Annotated in this window: 14 protein-coding genes; 8 read left to right on the top strand and 6 right to left on the bottom strand. The window is 57.3% G+C overall.

Annotated features, from left to right (window positions below; genetic code table 11):
* The first annotated feature begins 85 nt into the window (after positions 1–85).
* The 5 genes from flhB to bglB all read left to right on the top strand — a co-directional run bounded on the left by flhB (position 86) and on the right by bglB (position 6,685).
* A complete protein-coding gene (gene flhB, locus FOY96_RS08260; RefSeq protein ID WP_033145863.1) occupies positions 86–1,234 on the top strand; it encodes a flagellar biosynthesis protein FlhB in 1,149 nt (382 codons plus the stop codon).
* On the top strand, positions 1,227–3,305 hold the full coding sequence (gene flhA, locus FOY96_RS08265; protein WP_033145862.1) for a flagellar biosynthesis protein FlhA: 2,079 nt from the start codon (positions 1,227–1,229) through the stop codon (positions 3,303–3,305). The genes flhB and flhA overlap by 8 nt, the downstream gene beginning before the upstream one ends.
* On the top strand, positions 3,305–3,697 hold the full coding sequence (gene flhE / locus FOY96_RS08270) for a flagellar protein FlhE (protein ID WP_033145861.1): 393 nt from the start codon (positions 3,305–3,307) through the stop codon (positions 3,695–3,697). The genes flhA and flhE overlap by 1 nt, the downstream gene beginning before the upstream one ends.
* A 260-nt stretch (positions 3,698–3,957) precedes the next feature.
* Positions 3,958–5,541 carry an MFS transporter gene (locus tag FOY96_RS08275; RefSeq protein ID WP_143346827.1) on the top strand — a complete coding sequence of 528 codons (1,584 nt, stop codon included), beginning with the start codon at positions 3,958–3,960 and terminating at the stop codon, positions 5,539–5,541.
* Positions 5,542–5,545: 4 nt separating this feature from the next.
* The gene (gene bglB, locus FOY96_RS08280) at positions 5,546–6,685 is read left to right on the top strand and encodes a beta-galactosidase BglB (protein WP_143347761.1); all 1,140 of its coding nucleotides are present in this window, start codon (positions 5,546–5,548) and stop codon (positions 6,683–6,685) included.
* Positions 6,686–6,720: 35 nt separating this feature from the next.
* On the opposite strand, the gene argS is transcribed toward bglB, so the two are convergent.
* The gene (argS, locus tag FOY96_RS08285; protein WP_033145858.1) at positions 6,721–8,454 is read right to left on the bottom strand and encodes an arginine--tRNA ligase; all 1,734 of its coding nucleotides are present in this window, start codon (positions 8,452–8,454) and stop codon (positions 6,721–6,723) included.
* Between the two features lie 239 nt (positions 8,455–8,693).
* Here argS and FOY96_RS08290 point away from each other — a divergent pair, with 239 nt between their 5' ends.
* Positions 8,694–9,254: a VOC family protein gene (locus FOY96_RS08290; protein ID WP_033145857.1), complete on the top strand. Its 561-nt coding sequence runs from the start codon at positions 8,694–8,696 to the stop codon at positions 9,252–9,254.
* A 78-nt stretch (positions 9,255–9,332) separates the two neighbouring features.
* A complete protein-coding gene (cutC, locus tag FOY96_RS08295; protein ID WP_033145856.1) occupies positions 9,333–10,076 on the top strand; it encodes a copper homeostasis protein CutC in 744 nt (247 codons plus the stop codon).
* A gap of 189 nt (positions 10,077–10,265) precedes the next feature.
* On the opposite strand, the gene cmoB is transcribed toward cutC, so the two are convergent.
* The 5 genes from cmoB to FOY96_RS08320 are packed head-to-tail and all read right to left on the bottom strand — an operon-like array spanning position 10,266 to position 13,846.
* Entirely contained in the window at positions 10,266–11,237 is a 972-nt protein-coding gene (gene cmoB, locus FOY96_RS08300) for a tRNA 5-methoxyuridine(34)/uridine 5-oxyacetic acid(34) synthase CmoB (RefSeq protein ID WP_039263658.1), read from the bottom strand.
* On the bottom strand, positions 11,234–11,977 hold the full coding sequence (gene cmoA, locus FOY96_RS08305; RefSeq protein ID WP_029741772.1) for a carboxy-S-adenosyl-L-methionine synthase CmoA: 744 nt from the start codon (positions 11,975–11,977) through the stop codon (positions 11,234–11,236). Before cmoA ends, cmoB begins: the two co-directional genes overlap by 4 nt.
* Before the next feature lie 40 nt (positions 11,978–12,017).
* Positions 12,018–12,413 (bottom strand): MAPEG family protein, encoded by a 396-nt coding sequence (locus FOY96_RS08310; RefSeq protein WP_021240443.1) that lies wholly within the window; start codon positions 12,411–12,413, stop codon positions 12,018–12,020.
* A 51-nt stretch (positions 12,414–12,464) separates the two neighbouring features.
* A complete protein-coding gene (locus FOY96_RS08315; RefSeq protein WP_045887970.1) occupies positions 12,465–13,283 on the bottom strand; it encodes a DUF72 domain-containing protein in 819 nt (272 codons plus the stop codon).
* The gene (locus tag FOY96_RS08320) at positions 13,280–13,846 is read right to left on the bottom strand and encodes a hydrolase (RefSeq protein WP_143346828.1); all 567 of its coding nucleotides are present in this window, start codon (positions 13,844–13,846) and stop codon (positions 13,280–13,282) included. Before FOY96_RS08320 ends, FOY96_RS08315 begins: the two co-directional genes overlap by 4 nt.
* A 263-nt stretch (positions 13,847–14,109) precedes the next feature.
* Here FOY96_RS08320 and aspS point away from each other — a divergent pair, with 263 nt between their 5' ends.
* Entirely contained in the window at positions 14,110–15,882 is a 1,773-nt protein-coding gene (gene aspS, locus FOY96_RS08325; protein WP_143346829.1) for an aspartate--tRNA ligase, read from the top strand.

Here is a 15,882-nt window from a genome sequence, read left to right on the forward strand (position 1 = left end):
AGACCCGGTTATAGGGGTTTATCAACCCATTGATGAAAGGCGGTGCTGGCATGATACCCGTGACGTAATGGGCTGAGCATGCACTGTGGCAGAAGAGAACGACGACAAAACGGAAGCCCCCACACCCCACCGACTAGAAAAAGCGCGTGAGGAAGGGCAGATCCCCCGATCCCGAGAATTGACCTCCCTGCTGATCCTTATCGTAGGGGTGTGCATTATCTGGTGGGGCGGGGAGTCGCTCGCCCGCAAGCTGGCGGGAATGTTGTCCACCGGGTTACGTTTTGACCACAGCATGGTCAACGATCCGAATCTGATCCTCAGCCAGATTATTCAGCTTATTAAAGGGGCCATGGTCGCGCTGCTGCCCCTGATAACCGGGGTCGTGCTGGTCGCGCTGGTCTCTCCGGTGATGCTCGGCGGCCTGGTTTTTAGTGCCAAATCGCTGCAACCGAAATTTTCCAAACTGAACCCGCTGCCGGGTATCGCGAAAATGTTCTCTGCGCAGACCGGGGCTGAGCTGCTCAAAGCCGTTCTCAAATCGGTGCTGATGGGCAGTTCCGCGGGGTTTTACCTCTGGTACCACTGGCCGGAAATGATGCGTCTTATCAGCGAATCGCCGCTCACCGCGATGAGCAACGCGCTGAATCTGGTCGGGCTCTGCGCGCTGCTGGTGGTGCTCAGCATTATCCCGATGGTGGGTTTTGACGTGATCTTCCAGCTTTATACCCACTTCAAAAAGCTGCGCATGTCGCGTCAGGATATCCGTGACGAATATAAGCAGATGGAAGGTGACCCGCACGTGAAAGGGCGCATCCGCCAGATGCAGCGTGCCGCCGCCCGTCGCCGGATGATGGACGATGTGCCGAAGGCCGACGTCATCGTCACCAACCCGACACACTATTCCGTTGCGCTGCGCTATGACGAAAACAAAATGAGCGCGCCGAAAGTCGTTGCGAAAGGGGCGGGGCTGATCGCACTGCGTATCCGGGAAATTGGTACTGAAAACCGCGTGCCGATCCTGGAAGCCCCTCCGCTGGCGCGTGCGCTGTACCGCCATGCGGATATCGGACAACAGATCCCGGGACAACTTTACGCCGCCGTGGCGGAAGTGCTGGCCTGGGTGTGGCAGTTGAAGCGCTGGCGTCTGGCTGGCGGTCAGCGGCCTGTGAAACCTGAAAACCTTCCGGTGCCTGCCGCGCTGGATTTTATGAACGAGAAGGACACTGATGGCTAATCTGGTGGCAATGTTGCGCCTGCCCGGCAACCTGAAATCGACCCAATGGCAAATCCTTGCCGGGCCGATTCTGATCCTGCTAATTTTGTCGATGATGGTACTGCCGCTCCCGGCATTCATCCTCGATCTGCTTTTCACTTTCAATATTGCGCTGTCCATTATGGTGCTGCTGGTGGCGATGTTCACCCAGCGTACCCTGGAGTTTGCCGCATTCCCGACCATTCTGCTGTTTACCACCTTGCTCCGACTGGCGCTGAACGTCGCGTCCACGCGTATCATCCTGATGGAAGGTCACACCGGTGCGGCAGCGGCAGGTAAAGTGGTGGAAGCGTTCGGCCACTTCCTGGTGGGCGGCAATTTCGCTATCGGTATCGTGGTGTTCGTTATCCTCGTTATCATCAACTTTATGGTTATCACCAAAGGTGCAGGGCGTATCGCGGAAGTGGGCGCGCGTTTTGTGCTGGATGGGATGCCGGGCAAGCAGATGGCGATCGACGCCGACCTGAACGCCGGCCTTATTGCCGAAGATGAAGCCAAAAAACGCCGTTCGGAAGTAACTCAGGAAGCGGACTTCTACGGCTCCATGGACGGTGCGAGCAAGTTTGTGCGCGGTGACGCCATCGCGGGCATTCTGATCATGGTGATTAACGTGGTCGGCGGCCTGCTGGTGGGGGTATTGCAGCACGGGATGGACATGGGGCACGCGGCGGAAAGCTATACGCTGCTGACCATTGGTGACGGTCTGGTTGCGCAGATCCCGGCGCTGGTTATCTCCACGGCGGCGGGCGTGATTGTGACCCGCGTGAGTACCGATCAGGACGTTGGCGAGCAGATGGTGGGCCAGCTCTTCAGCAACCCGCGCGTTATGCTGCTGGCCGCTGCCGTTCTGGGTTTGCTCGGCCTGGTGCCGGGGATGCCAAACCTCGTCTTCCTGCTGTTTACGGCGGGTCTGCTGGGGCTTGCCTGGTGGATGCGTGGCCGTGAAATCAAACCGGCAGCGGAACCTGTTCAGGTAAAAATGCCGGAGAATACCCAGGCCGTCGAAGCGACCTGGAACGACGTTCAGCTGGAAGATTCCCTGGGAATGGAAGTGGGCTATCGCCTGATTCCGATGGTCGATTTCCAGCAGGATGGCGAGCTGCTTGGCCGTATCCGCAGTATCCGTAAAAAATTCGCCCAGGATATGGGCTTCCTGCCGCCGGTTGTACACATCCGCGACAATATGGACCTGCCGCCCGCGCGCTATCGCATTCTGATGAAAGGGGTCGAAATTGGCAGCGGTGATGCCTATCCGGGCCGCTGGCTGGCGATTAACCCGGGCACCGCCGCAGGCACGCTGCCGGGCGAGCAAACCATCGATCCGGCCTTTGGCCTGGCCGCTATCTGGATTGAAAGTGCCCTGAAAGAGCAGGCGCAAATCCAGGGCTATACGGTTGTTGAAGCCAGTACCGTGGTGGCGACCCATCTTAATCACCTGATTGGGCAATTCTCGGCAGAGCTGTTTGGCCGTCAGGAAGCGCAGCAGCTGCTGGACCGCGTCACGCAGGAGATGCCGAAGCTGACGGAAGATCTGGTCCCGGGCGTGGTGACTTTGACTACGCTGCACAAGGTGCTGCAAAACCTGCTCGAAGAGAAAGTGCCGATCCGCGATATGCGCACCATTCTCGAAACCCTTGCCGAGCATGCGCCGATACAAAGCGATCCGCACGAGCTGACGGCGGTGGTACGCGTGGCGCTGGGTCGTGCGATCACCCAGCAGTGGTTCCCGGGAACCGGAGAAGTGCAGGTCATTGGCCTCGATACGCCGCTTGAACGCCTGCTGCTGCAGGCCCTGCAGGGCGGGGGCGGCCTGGAGCCGGGCCTGGCGGACCGTCTGCTGGCGCAAACGCAGGAGGCGCTGGCGCGCCAGGAGATGCTGGGCGCACCGCCGGTGCTGTTGGTTAACCATGCGCTGCGTCCGCTGCTGTCGCGCTTCCTGCGTCGTAGCCTGAATCAGCTGGTCGTGCTGTCGAATATGGAGCTGTCGGATAACCGTCACATCCGCATGACCGCGACGATCGGAGGAAAATAATGCGTAAATGGCTCTGGATTTTGTTCTTCCCGCTGGCGGCGCACGCTGCCGGGGAAGGCACCTGGCAGGCAAGCAGCATGGGAGTGACCCTCAGCAACCGGGGCGTTGCTATGTCATCTAACCCGCTGTCGCCTTCTGAAGGCGTTTCCGGTCAGATGGGCCTGGTGGTCTGGAATTACCGGCTGATTGGCCCAACGCCCGCAGGGCTGCGGGTGCGCCTCTGTTCTCAGACGCGCTGCACGGAAATCGATGGCGAAAATGGCACGACGCAGGCGTTCAACGGCGTACCGGCCATTGAACCTTTGCGTTTCATCTGGGAAGTGCCGGGCGGGGGACGTTTAATCCCGGCGCTGAAAGTACAGAGTAATTCTGTCATCGTGAACTACCGCTAACACCCTGCCTTTCACCAGCCATCAGCAATTTTGATGGCTGGCTCTCAAAACTGACCTCACCTTTTGATCAAATAGAAACGCTGTTTTATAAATCAGTGACGCGCGTGACGGTACTCTTTGCATTATTGCCATTGACCCTCTTAGTGATGGCAGAAACAGAAAGGTATCAACCGGTCGATGCATTTACTGTAGCCGTATAAAAGCTCCCGGAAGACGCTTTCTTGCAGGGAGTCTCCCAAAACTGATTAGGGGTGACGGCAATGAGAACACGTAAAATTGGGCTCGCAAATTATCTCGCTTACGGGTCAGGCGATTTCCTCGGAGCGGGTACAACCGCCCTGACGGCGGCCTGGCTTTTATATTTTTATACCACCTTCTGCGGGCTCTCACCGATCGAAGCAACGTTTATCTTTGCCACTGCAAGGGTGCTGGATGCCGTCGTTAGCCCGTTAATGGGCTTTTTAACCGATAACTTTGGGACAACCTGGCTCGGTAAGCGCTTCGGCCGTCGTAAGTTTTTTATCCTGCTGGGGATTCCGTGCGTGTTCAGCTACTCGCTGATGTGGGTTGGGGACATGAGCTTCTGGTACTACCTGCTGACCTATCTGGTGTTTGATATTGTCTACACCATGATTCTGGTGCCGTACGAAACGCTGGTACCGGAAATGACCGATGACTTTAAACAGAAAACCAAGTTCTCCGGGGCGCGTATCTCAATGGCGCAGATGTCCGCCATTCTGGCCTCCTTCCTGCCGGGGATCCTGTTAACCCACTTCGGGAAAGAAAACGCGATCTCCTTCTTCTACGCAAGCCTGGTCTTCTCCTTGCTCTGCGCCCTGATGCTAACCTTCGTCTGGTTCTTTACCTGGGAACGCCCGCGCGAAGAGTGGTCAGAAGCGGCGCTGCGTGCTGAAGAAGAGAAGAAGAAGCTGACGCTGGGGCAGAGCCTCAACCGCCTGATCGTTGAGTTAAGCTCCACGCTGCGCATCAAGATTTTCCGTCAGCATCTGGGCATGTACCTTGGCGGCTATATCGCGCAGGACGTGTTTAATGCGGTATTCACCTACTACGTGGTGTTTGTGCTGATGCAGGAAGCGTCAATGGCGTCCAATCTGCTGGGCACGATGGCTATTTTCCAGTTCTTTGCGGTTATCGCCATGATCCCGCTGTGCATCCGTTTCGGGCCTGCACCGTCCTACCGCATGGTCGTGGTGCTGTTTGGTCTGGCGTCTCTCTCTTACGCCATGCTCTATTACGCGGGCCTGAGTGACGTCTACGCTCTGCTGTTGCTGATCTCAGCGGTTGCCGGTCTCGGTCGCGGCGGTATCAACTACGTGCCGTGGAACACCTATACCTACATTGCTGACGTGGATGAAGCGATCACCGGCCAGCGCCGCGAAGGGATCTTCGCGGGCATCATGACCCTGACCCGTAAGGCGTCACAGGCCGGTGCGGTGATGCTGGTGGGTATCGTGATGCAGATGTCCGGCTTTGTCAGCGGTCAGAAAGTACAGCCTGCGGAAGTGAGCCACACCATTTTGACGATCCTGAGCGTGGGCACGATCCTGGTGCTGTTCTGCGGCTTCCTCGTTTCCCTGCGCTTCAGGCTCAATTTGCAGACCCACAGCACGCTGCGCGAGGAGACCGCGAAAATGCGTGAGTGTGGTCATGCGATGCCTGAGTCAGCGACGCCACACGCCCGCGCCACCGTCGAGATGCTGGCCGGTATGCCTTATGAGTCACTGTGGGGCAATAACAACATCGGTTATCTGAATCGCAATAAGCCAGCGGCACCCTCGCTGAAGGATCGCGCGGTACTGAATTCGACATACAACAGAGGTTAAGATGATGAAAGTTTGGCCTGTCAAACATAGCCCGTTATTACGTCAGCCAGAGCGCTTTATCGCCCGAGACGAACTGAAATCGCTGATTCAAAAGGTGACGCATAGCCTGGTCAATATCCACGACAAAACGGGTGAATTTTTGCTGCGGCTGGACGACGGGCGCGTGATCGACACTAAAGGCTGGGCCGGATGGGAGTGGACGCACGGCGTTGGCCTGTACGGTATCTGGCAATATTACTGCCAGACCGGCGACGAAGGTATGCGAGACATCATCGACAGCTGGTTTGCCGACCGCTTTGCGGAAGGCGCGACCACCAAAAACGTGAATACCATGTCGCCGTTCCTGACGCTGGCTTATCGCTACGAAGAGACCAAAAATCAGGCCTTGCGGCCGTGGCTGGAAAGCTGGGCGGAATGGGCGATGGCCGAGATGCCGCGTACGGAACACGGCGGGATGCAGCACATCACTCTGGCGGAAGAAAACCATCAACAGATGTGGGATGACACGCTGATGATGACGGTGCTGCCGCTGGCGAAAATCGGCAAGCTGCTCAACAAACCGGAATACGTTGAAGAGGCGGTGTATCAGTTCCTGCTGCATGTGCAGAACCTGATGGACCGGGAGACCGGGCTGTGGTTCCACGGCTGGAGCTACGACGGCAACCATAACTTCGCCCGTGCCCGCTGGGCGCGCGGCAACAGCTGGCTCACCATCGCGATCCCGGACTTCCTTGAGCTTGTGGATCTGCCGGAAAACAGCGCCGTACGCCGCTACCTTGTGCAGGTATTGAATGCGCAGATTGCCGCGCTGGCGAAATATCAGGACGACAGCGGGCTATGGCATACGCTGCTCGACGATCCACATTCTTATCTTGAGGCGTCCGCCACGGCAGGGTTTGCCTACGGCATTCTGAAAGCCGTGCGCAAGCGCTACGTTGGCACGGAGTATGCCGGAGTGGCAGAAAAAGCGATTCGCGGTATCGTCAAAAATATTTCGCCGGAAGGCGAGCTGTTGCAAACGTCGTTCGGCACGGGCATGGGCAGCGATCTTGAGTTTTATCGCCAGATCCCGCTGACGTCGATGCCGTACGGACAGGCGATGGCGATTCTCTGTTTAACGGAATATTTGCGGAAGTATTTCTGATAAGAAAAAACCCGGCGCTTGCCGGGTTTTTTGTATTACATGCGTTCTACGGTTTCGATACCCAGGGTATCCAGACCCAGCTTCAGGGTCTTCGCCGTGAGCTGCGCCAGCTTCAGGCGGCTGTTGCGGACCGATTCGTTTTCCGCAGACAGAATAGGGCAGTGTTCGTAGAAGCCGGAGAACAGCCCCGCCAGATCGTACAGGTAAGCACACATCACGTGCGGCGTGCCGTCACGCGCGACAACCGTCAGCGTCTCTTCAAACTGCAGCAGGCGCGCTGCCAGCTGCGCTTCACGATCTTCCGTGATGGTCACTGTCGCATTCGCCAGTACGTTTTCATCAATGTTCGCCTTACGGAACACCGAGAGCACGCGGGTGTAGGCATACTGCATGTAAGGCGCCGTATTGCCTTCAAACGCCAGCATGTTATCCCAGTCAAAGATATAGTCAGTGGTACGGTTCTTGGAGAGATCCGCGTATTTCACCGCACCGATACCCACGGCGTTGGCCAGTTTTTCCAGCTCATCGGCAGACATGTCCGGGTTCTTCTCGGCCACCAGACGGCGGGCGCGTTCCAGCGCTTCGTCCAGCAGGTCGGACAGCTTCACGGTACCGCCCGCACGGGTTTTGAACGGCTTGCCGTCTTTACCCAGCATCATGCCGAACATGTGGTGTTCCAGCGGCACGCAATCCGGCACGTAACCGGCTTTACGCACGATGGTCCACGCCTGCATCAGGTGCTGGTGCTGACGGGAGTCGATGTAGTACAGCACGCGGTCAGCATGCAGCGTCTCGTAACGGTATTTCGCACAGGCGATGTCAGTGGTGGTGTAGAGGTAGCCGCCATCCTTTTTCTGGATGATCACGCCCATCGGTTCGCCTTCCTTGTTTTTATACTCATCAAGGAACACCACCGTTGCGCCTTCGCTCTCTACCGCCAGGTTTTTGGCTTTCAGGTCAGCCACAATGCCGGGCAGCATTGGGTTATAGAGGCTTTCACCCATCACGTCGTCACGGGTCAGGGTGACGTTCAGACGGTTATAGGTCAGCTGGTTCTGCGACATGGTGATGTCGACAAGCTTGCGCCACATCTCGAGGAAGTATTGGTCGCCACCCTGCAGTTTAACCACGTAGCTGCGCGCGCGCTCGGCAAAGGCTTCGTCTTCGTCGTAGTGTTTTTTGGCTTCGCGGTAGAACCCTTCCAGGTCCGCCAGCGCCATTTCACCGGCGTTTTCCTGCTGCTGTTTTTCCAGGTAAGCAATCAGCATGCCGAACTGGGTACCCCAGTCGCCCACGTGGTTCGCGCGGATCACCTTGTGACCGAGGAACTCGAGCGTGCGCACCGCGGCATCACCGATGATAGTGGAGCGCAGGTGGCCAACGTGCATCTCTTTCGCCACGTTCGGCGCAGAGTAGTCGATCACGACGGTCTGCGCCTCCGGCTGGGAAACGCCCAGACGGTCAGATTTCAGGGCCGCATCAACGTGGCTTGCCAGGAATGCAGGCTCAAGGAAGATGTTGATAAAGCCCGGACCGGCGATTTCGGTTTTGCTGGCAATGCCGGAAAGATCCAGATGCGTCAGTACCTGCTCAGCGAGCTGTCGCGGCGGCATGCCCAGTTTTTTAGCCACTGCCATCACGCCATTAGCCTGATAGTCGCCAAACTGTACTTTTGCTGACTGACGAACCTGCGGTTCGCAATCCGCAGGTGCGCCTGCGGCAATCAGTGCCTGACTGACTTTTTCGGAGAGAAGAGCCTGAATATTCACCTGGATACCTTACGTTTTTGATGCGGGCTTACAGCCGCCCGCGCCAGTTAAAGAATTTAGGGCGGGAGTATACTGCAAATGCCCTCTGGCGTCAGCATTGCGGGGCCTGAAGATTGCTCAGAATCCAGGCGGTGAAGGTGTGCATAATCATGCAGTCGCAAAAAGCCGGATTCTGCGGTTGGTCAAAACAGGGCAACAGAGTAAATTAGCGGCTTTGCGACATGAAAAGAGAGTGACTTATGGCGAACTGGCAATCCATTGACGAACTGCATGATATTTCCGCAGATTTACCGCGCTTCACCCAGGCGTTCACAGAACTTGCCACCCGTCTTGGTCTGGATATTGCGCCGCTTGAGGCCGATCACATCTCTTTGCGCTGTCATCAGAATGCCACGGCCGAGCGCTGGCGTCGCGGGTTCGAACGGTGCGGCGAGTTGCTCTCCGAGAACATCATCAATGGTCGCCCCATTTGCCTGTTCAAACTGCATGAACCGGTGAACGTGGCGCACTGGCAATTCAGCGTGGTTGAACTGCCGTGGCCGGGCGAGAAACGCTATCCGCACGAAGGCTGGGAGCATATCGAAATAGTCCTGCCGGGTGAGCCGGAAACGTTGAACGCGCGCGCGCTGGCCCTCCTTTCCGACGAAGGCTTAAGCAAGCCGGGGATTTTTGTGAAGACGAGTTCACCCAAAGGCGAGCGCGAGCGGTTACCTAACCCGACGCTGGCCGTCACTGACGGACAGGTCACGGTGAAGTTTCATCCGTGGACCATTGAGCAGATCGTTGCCAGCGAAGCGTAAGAGATGTGAATTCACGCCGGGACTGAAAACGGACGGTGTGTCATGATGTTTCGTTTAGTGGAATTTCAGGAGGATTAAATGGCGCTGCTGGAGATTTGTTGTTACAGCGTGGAGTGTGCCGTGACCGCGCAAAAGCACGGGGCTGACCGCATTGAACTGTGTGCGGCACCCAAAGAGGGCGGGCTGACGCCGTCTTACGGCGTGTTGAGGTCTGCCCGTCAGGCCGTCACCATTCCCGTTCACCCGATTATTCGTCCGCGCGGCGGTGATTTTTGTTACACGGCGGGCGAGTTCAGTGCCATGCTTGATGATATCGCACTCGTTCGGGACCTGGGGTTTCCGGGGCTGGTGACCGGCCTGCTGAATGAAGACGGCAACATCGATATACCGCGCATGCGTCAGATTATGAGCGCCGCGCAGGGGCTGGCCGTCACTTTTCATCGCGCATTTGATATGTGTAAAGATCCGCTCCAGGCCTTTGAAACGCTTGAAGAACTTGGCGTGGCGCGCATCCTGACATCGGGTCAGCAGGCGTCAGCTGAAAAAGGACTGCAATTAATTACGGAACTAAAAGCACATTCCGGTGTTCCAATAATAATGGCGGGTGCGGGAGTCCGCGCCAGCAATCTGGAACGGTTTTTAAACGCAGGGGTAGAAGAGCTGCACAGCTCCGCGGGTAAATGGATACCTTCGCCGATGCGTTATCGCAATACAGGATTGTCAATGTCGACGGATGCTGAAGCGGATGAGTATTCACGCTATGGCGTAGAGGGAGAGTCGGTTGCGGAAATGAAGTCGCTGATTGAGCGCCATCACGTGTAGCAACGTACCGATTTTTACCGCGCATCATGTCGCCCAATATGATGCTTGCTTGTACCAGGCCCCTGCAATTTCAACAGGGGCCTTTTTTTCTCCCCTCACCCTAACCCTCTCCCCATAGGGGAGAGGGGACGGCTCGGTGCGGTTTTTCTCCCTCGCCCCTATGGGGAGAGGGCCGGGGTGAGGGGAAAACTACGGCTTCGTCGCAATTAACACCGCACGCATCGGGGCTGGATAGCCTTCGATGGTTTTGCTGTGGTCGGCCGGGTCGAGGAACTGCTCCAGCGATTCGGTGATCATCCAGTCGGTGCGGCGCTGTTCCTCAATTGAGGTCACGCTGACGTCTGCAATCCGCACATCCACAAACCCGCACTTCTCCAGCCAGTTCTTCAGCGCCAGCGCGGAAGGGATGAAGTAAACGTTGCGCATCTGCGCGTAGCGATCGCCCGGGACCAGAACGGCATGTTCATCGCCTTCAATCACCAGCGTTTCCAGCACCAGCTCGCCGCCGCTGACCAGCTGATCCTTCAGCTGCCACAGGTGTTCAAGCGGGGAACGACGGTGGTACAGCACGCCCATGGAGAAGACGGTATCAAAGGCTTTCAGGGCAGGCAGTTGTTCAATGCCCAGCGGCAGCAGGTGCGCGCGCTGGTCGTTACCCAGCAGCTTACGCACCGCTTCAAACTGGCACAGGAACAGCTGCATCGGGTCAATACCGACCGCCAGATGCGCCCCCGCGCCAATCATGCGCCACATGTGGTAACCGCTGCCACAGCCCACGTCCAGAATGGTACGTCCGGTCAGGTCGGAAAGGTGGGGCAGCACGCGATCCCATTTCCAGTCCGAGCGCCATTCGGTATTGATGTTCACGCCGTAAAGTGAAAACGGCCCTTTGCGCCACGGCATCAGGTTACGCATCAGCGTTTCGATGCGGTTGATCTGCCCGGCCGGGAGCGGCTCTTCGCTCTCGGCGGTTACGCTGTGCAGAAGGTCCAGACGATGCGGGGTCAGTTCGGGCAGATACTCCACCGCGTTTGACCACTGCTTTAACAGGCCGTGCTGCTGATCGCGCTGCCAGGCGGCAATCTGCGCGGGCAAGGTTTCCAGCCAGTGGGAAAGCTGGTTTTTGGCAATCAGCTGATAGAAGTTGCTGAATTCGATCATGCGGATTCTCCCGCTTTCAGCGCCACCAGAGAGCCAAAGTTAAAGCACTGGAACCACAGTTCGCTGTGCTCAAAACCGGCTTTGCTCAGACGCGCTTTGTGGGTTTCTACGGAATCCGTCAGCATCACGTTTTCGAGCATGCTGCGCTTCTGGCTGATCTCCAGCTCGCTGTAGCCGTTCGCCCGTTTGAAATCGTGGTGCATATTGAACAGCAGTTCGCCAACCTCGGCATCTTCGAAGCTGAATTTCTCCGAGAGCACCAGCGCGCCGCCGGGATTCAGCCCCTGATAAATTTTGTCCAGCAGCAGCTGGCGGTCTTCAGGCACCAGGAACTGCAGGGTGAAATTCAGCACCACCATCGAGGCGTTATTGATCTCAATCTCGCGGATATCGCCTTCCACCACGTCGACCGGAACAGGGGCTTTATACGCGTCAATGTGGCGACGGCAGCGCTCAACCATCGCCGGGGAGTTATCGACGGCAATGATTCGGCAGCCTTCGTGGTGAACGTTACGACGAACCGACAGCGTTGCCGCGCCAAGCGAGCAGCCCAGGTCATAGACCTGCGTGCCGGGTTGAACGAAGCGCTCAGCCAGCATGCCGATCATAGAGATAATATTGGAATAACCGGGAACAGAGCGCTGGATCATATCCGGGAAGACTTCGGCTACCCGTTCATCGAAGGTCCAGTCGCCCAGGCTGGCGATAGGCGCGGAAAAAAGCGTGTCGCGATCTGACATAACGTAAAAATCCGGGAAAAATAAAGTGGCGTATTGTGCGCTAATGGAGGGAGAAAACCAACTCCCACGGCATATACCACAGGTTAGCCAGCACCATCAGCAAAAGCGAACACCAGGTCGCGCTCATGCCGGAACGACGCCAGCGGATTAAGCGGTGGTGAAAACCGTAATAGTGCATCAGGCGGCCAGCAATAAGAAGCAGGCCACAGATGTGCACCATCCAGGTTTCTGCGCCATTCATCTCCATAAAAAGCAGCAGGATTAAGGCTGCGGGGATGTATTCGACCGCATTGCCGTGAATGCGGATAGCGCTTTGTAGCTCGGAAAACCCGCCGTCACCGTAAGAGACGCGGTACAGCGTTCTGAGGCGCACAACATCAAATGAAAACTTAATCAGCAGTAATGCACCTAACACCGCATACAGCGCGCTGACCATACAAACTCCCTGTTTTTGGCAGATGGCACTTCACTATGATAGGGGGTGATATCAGAAAAGAGAAGATTGTTGTGGAATGGAAGGGGCGCTGCCCACGGACGGCACCGCAGCCTGCAAGGCCTGCCACAGAGCATCGACCAGTTCGGGCGCCTGGGCGATATCCGGCGTGTGCAAAAAGAGATACGGCGTGGTGGTGTGTTCCCACTTCGCTAACGTTTGCAGCCAGACGGCGAACATCGCCTGATTTTGCTGCATGTTATCGCTGCCGATATACCTGACCATTGGGTTATGCGCGGTCACGATGGCATGGACCGGCACTTTCGGTTTTTTACGCTGAGCTTCAACAATGGCTTCGCTATGGGGGACAGCGCTGTGCACCGGCCGGCTATCGAGGATCACCCGGTTAACGGAACGCTCAAGCAGGCCGCGATTGAGCGCTTTTTCTGCTTCGCCCTTCGCAAAAAATTCAGGATGCCTGACTTCAACGCCGTAGGCGAATTCACGGGGCAGGGCATCCAGGAACTGCCAGAGCGCAGGTAAATCGCGCGGGCCAAACGTGGCTGGCAGCTGGATCCAGTACTGACCGATGCGGTTCGCCAGCGGCGACATGCGCGTAAAAAACTCTTCGGTCAAATCCCCGCAGTTGCGCAGCGCGGCCTGGTGGGAAATGGTGGCCGGAAACTTAAAGCAGAAGCGGAAGTCGTCGGTCGTTTGTTCCCGCCAGCGCGTAACAATCTCGGCTTTAGGGAGCGCATACAGCGTGGTGTTACCCTCGACACAGTTGAAGTGCCGGGCATATTCCTCAAGGCTGGTGATGCCAAGGCGCACCCATTTCGGGTGCGACCACTGGGGCAGGCCCACGTACATCATAGCGCGCTGACAATCTCATCCGTGCTGCGCACGCGGCCGATGCGCGGGAAGATATGGGTCATGCTGCCCTGGTGCTGTTCCGCGGAGGCCGCGCTGCAGGCATCTTCGGCGATCACCAGGTTAAAGCCCAGCTCCCACGCGTTGCGGGCGGTAGACTCCACGCCGATGTTGGTGGAAATGCCGCACAGGATGATGGTGTCGATGCCGCGACGTCGGAGCTGCAGCTCGAGATCGGTACCGTAAAATGCCCCCCACTGGCGTTTGGTCACTTCGATGTCGCTGTCGCGTGTGCCGAGTGCGGCCGGGTACGTCCACCAGTTTTCAGGCAGGGCGCGTGCCGGAGCCTGGGCATCAATGGGCTGTTTTAACGCTTCAGCGTAATCAGCGGACCAGCCGACGCGCACCATGACAACAGGCGCACCGCTGGCACGACATGTTTCCGCCAGGCGAGCTGCGCGGCTGACCACATCATCCGCGGTATGCGGGCCGCCGGCGAAGGGCAGAATGCCTTCCTGTAAATCAATCACGACAAGTGCGGTTTTACTGGCATCAAGTGTTAACATCGTTACTCCCGTTAAATGAATCACTTCCAGACACCATACGATGTGATGGCCTGTTCCTGGGCGGATAATTTTGTTAATTTTTGTGAGAATGCGCAATAAGAGTGCAGCAAACGACCGCCAGGCCGTGGTTCGCTCTTATCGTCCGGCGGAATTTCCAGTATAATAGCCGCCTTTTTTCATCCAGTTGTGACATACAGAAAGCTGCGACATAGTAGCCTGCATACCAGGCGACATTTAGCCTGCGGCTAATTAAGGGATATCTCATGCGTACAGAATATTGCGGGCAGCTGCGTCAGTCCCACGTCGGACAGCAGGTCACCCTGTGTGGTTGGGTCAATCGTCGTCGTGATCTTGGTAGCCTTATCTTCATCGATATGCGCGACCGCGAAGGTATCGTCCAGGTGTTCTTCGATCCGGATCGCGCAGATGCGTTGAAGCTGGCCTCTGAGCTGCGTAATGAGTTCTGCATTCAGGTTACCGGCACCGTGCGCGCGCGTGACGAGAAAAACGTCAACGCCGACATGGCGACGGGCGCCATCGAAGTGCTGGCGTCCGATCTGGTGATCATCAACCGTGCAGAAGCGCTGCCGCTGGACTCCAACCACGTCAACACTGAAGAAGCGCGTCTGAAATACCGCTACCTGGATCTGCGTCGTCCGGAAATGGCTCAGCGCCTGAAAACCCGTGCGAAAATCACCAGCCTGGTGCGTCGCTTTATGGATGACCACGGTTTCCTCGACATCGAAACCCCGATGCTGACCAAAGCCACGCCGGAAGGCGCGCGCGATTACCTGGTCCCATCCCGCGTTCATAAAGGCAAATTCTACGCGCTGCCGCAGTCTCCGCAGCTGTTCAAACAGCTGCTGATGATGTCCGGCTTCGATCGCTACTATCAGATCGTGAAATGCTTCCGCGACGAAGATCTGCGCGCTGACCGCCAGCCAGAATTTACCCAGATCGATGTGGAAACCTCCTTCATGACCGCCGAGCAGGTGCGTGAAGTTATGGAAGCCCTGGTGCGTAGCCTGTGGAACGACGTGAAAGGCGTTGAGCTGGGCGATTTCCCTATCATGACCTTCGCTGAAGCCGAGCGTCGTTACGGCTCTGACAAACCAGACCTGCGTAACCCGATGGAGCTGGTGGACGTAGCAGACCTGGTGAAAGGCGTTGAGTTTGCCGTCTTCGCTGGCCCGGCTAACGATCCTAAAGGCCGCGTAGCAGCGCTGCGTGTACCTGATGGTGCTGCCCTGAGCCGCAAGCAGATCGACGACTACGGCAACTTCATCAAGATCTACGGCGCGAAAGGTCTGGCCTATATTAAAGTGACCGAGCGCGCGAAAGGTCTGGAAGGCATCACCAGCCCGGTAGCGAAATTCCTGAACGCGGACATCGTGGAAGCGATCCTTGAGCGCACCGGCGCGCAGGACGGCGACATGATCTTCTTCGGCGCAGACAACAAGAAAGTCGTGGCGGATGCGATGGGCGCGCTGCGTCTGAAGCTCGGCAAAGACCTGAGCCTGACCGACGAAAACAAATGGGCGCCGCTGTGGGTTATCGACTTCCCAATGTTTGAAGACGACGGTGAAGGCGGCCTGACCGCAATGCACCACCCGTTCACCTCGCCAAAAGACATGACGGCGGCAGAGCTGAAAGCGGCACCGGAAGATGCGGTCGCGAACGCTTATGACATGGTGATCAACGGCTACGAAGTGGGCGGCGGTTCCGTGCGTATTCACAGCGGTGAAATGCAGCAGACCGTGTTCGGCATTCTGGGCATCAACGAGCAGGAGCAGCGCGAGAAGTTTGGCTTCCTGCTGGACGCCCTGAAATACGGTACGCCGCCGCACGCGGGCCTGGCCTTCGGTCTTGACCGTCTGACCATGCTGCTGACCGGCACCGATAACATTCGTGATGTTATTGCCTTCCCGAAAACCACTGCCGCAGCGTGTCTGATGACCGAAGCGCCAAGCTTTGCCAACCCGGCCTCTCTGGCCGAGCTGGGCATTGAAGTGGTGAAGAAGGAAGAGAAAAACTGA

This window comes from Enterobacter asburiae, assembly GCF_007035645.1.
In the GTDB taxonomy this organism is placed as follows: Bacteria; Pseudomonadota; Gammaproteobacteria; order Enterobacterales; family Enterobacteriaceae; genus Enterobacter; species Enterobacter asburiae_B.